Annotated in this window: 3 protein-coding genes; 1 reads left to right on the top strand and 2 read right to left on the bottom strand. The window is 38.4% G+C overall.

Annotation, left to right across the window (positions count from 1 at the left end):
* Positions 1-395: 395 nt before the first annotated feature.
* A complete protein-coding gene (locus CV014_RS29280; RefSeq protein WP_236145219.1) occupies positions 396-1592 on the top strand; it encodes an efflux RND transporter periplasmic adaptor subunit in 1197 nt (398 codons plus the stop codon).
* 299 nt (positions 1593-1891) lie between these two features.
* Here CV014_RS29280 and CV014_RS29275 read toward each other — a convergent pair whose 3' ends face one another.
* Positions 1892-2275: a cyclic nucleotide-binding domain-containing protein gene (locus tag CV014_RS29275; protein WP_236145218.1), complete on the bottom strand. Its 384-nt coding sequence runs from the start codon at positions 2273-2275 to the stop codon at positions 1892-1894.
* Positions 2248-2466, bottom strand: a complete 219-nt coding sequence (locus CV014_RS29270; RefSeq protein ID WP_236145217.1) for a cyclic nucleotide-binding domain-containing protein — start codon at positions 2464-2466, stop codon at positions 2248-2250. The genes CV014_RS29275 and CV014_RS29270 overlap by 28 nt, the downstream gene beginning before the upstream one ends.
* Between the last annotated feature and the right edge of the window lie 138 nt (positions 2467-2604).

The following is a 2604-nucleotide window of genomic DNA, read 5'->3' as shown; positions in this document are numbered from 1 at the left end:
TGCACGAATAATTGAACACTCCGAATACATAAATTAAAGAGTTATCTTTCTGCGTTCTTCTTTGCGTCTTTGCGCGGCAGTCGCTTCAAGTCGGGGAACCCGCCCAACGCGCTGCCTTGCCTTTGCGTGAGCTTTTCAACAATATTGTCAGCAACACCAAAGTATTTATGCAAGAAGTCTATTTATATCTGTCCACAAATGCCTAAAACCCAAAGCATATTAAAGCAGAGAGCAAGAGACATTATAGACACAATTGTTAGACAAGCTATTTTTACGGGAAAACTAAAAATAATATCCCTGTATTAAAAATTTTATGGCAGTTAATCTAATACCAAAAACTACTTTGATTGTTTAAACAATGGCATAAATGACCAAATATTTCCTTGGTGAAAATCATGTTTAAGATAGCATCTGGTCAGAATAAATGGATATTTAGTCTGAAGACAATTACTTTAATTTTATCTATTATTAGCAGTATTGGTATTCTCTGGGCTGTGAATTTACGTAGGCAATCAACAAACACCAATCAGAATAATTTACCAGCCATATCAAATAATCAACAGTCCATAGTTCGTATTACAGCTTTAGGCAGATTAGAACCGCAAGGCGATATTATTCACCTGTCTGCGACAGGCGCAAATCAACGTTTGGCGAAACTGTTGGTAAAAGAAGGTGAACAAGTGAGCGCAGACCAAATTATTGCAGTTATGGATAATGTGAGTCAATATCAAGCGGCTGTAGAAAATGCTAAAGCCAAAGTAAATGTAGCGCGATCGCGTTTAGCTCAAGTGCAAGCTGGTGAAGAATCTGGCCAAATTGAAGCTCAACGCAAAAAAGTTGCAGAAATACAATTACAATTAGTTGAAGGTGTGAAGGTACAACAATCTGTCATTGCTCGTCAACAACTGGAATTACGCAAAGCCAAAGATAATTATCAACGCTACAAGGATTTGTTGGACAAAGGAGCAGTTTCTGTATCAGAAACAGAAACTAGACGTTTGCAAGTGGAAATTGAGCAGCAAAAATTGCAAGAAGCCCAAGCTAATCTCCGCGAACAAGTTAGTACAGGTAAGGAACGTGTAAAAGCTGCTGAAGCAACATTAGATAGTTTAGATCATGTCAAACCCACAGATATTTTAGTTGCCAAAGCAGAATTGAATGAGTCCTTATCTCAATTAGAAAAGGCAAAAATTGACCTAGAATCTCTTTATGTGAAAGCACCCGTAGCTGGGCAAATTTTAAATATCAACACCAGAGTCGGTGAAGTTGTTGGTAGTAAAGGGATTGTTGATATCGGACAAACACAACAAATGTATGTGATTGCTGAAGTTTACGAAAGTGATATTCATTATGTAAAAATCGGTCAGGAAGCAACAATTGTCAGTGAATATGGTGGATTTACTGGAGAAATCAAAGGAGAGGTAGATCAAATTGGATTGCAAATTGAACAGCCAGGAATCATTAATGATGATCCCACCGCCAAAGCTGATGTTAGAATCGTGAAAGTGAAAATTCGCCTGCGTCCCGATGACAGCGAACGGGTGAGAACATTGAATAAGTTACAAGTTAGAGCATCAATTCAGATTAAGTAGAACGACTAGACAAAACCAAACTATAATTAAGCAATGTAAAAACACTAGAATTCAGTTCGTAGTAAGGACTTTAGTCCTTTTTTGTTTGCGGAGCGTCTCTTCGAGAGAACTAAAGTTCTCACTACAAACCTTTAATTATTTACCCTGTTCTACTTAATTGAAATCAAAAGTTGAGAAATTGATGGTGGAGTGCAGCAGCTACGATATCGGAATTTGTATTGGATTTTAAAATCAAATTACAAAAACTGTCTCGATTAATTGCCATCAATTCAACGTCAGTACAGGCTATAGCTCGAAGATTAACAGGATAATTTGACCACCGGAAAGTTGTAAATTACCAAAATATTCACCTGATTTGAGTTGAATTGTTCTGGATCCCCTTGATCAATCACAGATATTTCCACTTCTCCCTCTAATATTAAGTAGACGCGATCGCCAAATTCACCTTGTTGAACAATAATGGAATTGGCTTTGTATTGACTTCCCTTAGATTGAGAAGCGATCGCCACAATTTCTGATGGATCGACATTGGGTAAAGCTTTGGATAGATGACTTGTCATTACCCGTTGATGCAAACGACGCACGACATCATTACTAGTCAACTCTGAGTTATTCACAAACAACTGAAATAATTCTTCCTCAATCACCATCACTTTCACTTCTGAGTTTTTGGTAACACGCACTGTAGCTGTACGCTTTCCACCCCGCAGTAAACCAACTTCCCCAAATAATCTCCGCGACTCAGCCGATTTAATAGGCGAGTCGGCTGATCGGGGAAATCTTGGAAAACTTCCACATCTCCTTCTAGCAGAATATAAAATTTCGTGGCTGGTTCTCCCTGGCGAACAATAATTTCCTCGGATGCGTAAGTCAACACAGTTGGTTTAGTATTGGCTTTTTTCTAGTAAGGCTTCATCAAAACCAGGTAACATCAAAGACAGTTCTTGGTTTAACGCTAAACCGAGTTTGCCATCTTCCACATGAACAATCCGATCAGCCAAATCCAAGATGC

This window comes from Nostoc sp. CMAA1605 (assembly GCF_021596505.1).
In the GTDB taxonomy this organism is placed as follows: domain Bacteria; phylum Cyanobacteriota; class Cyanobacteriia; order Cyanobacteriales; family Nostocaceae; genus Trichormus.
This window is presented reverse-complemented; position numbering and strand designations above follow the sequence as displayed.

Excerpts from the sequence above, each read along its gene's own strand:
- CV014_RS29280 (WP_236145219.1), top strand. The coding sequence starts at position 396 with ATGTTTAAGATAGCATCTGGTCAGAATAAATGGATATTTAGTCTGAAG.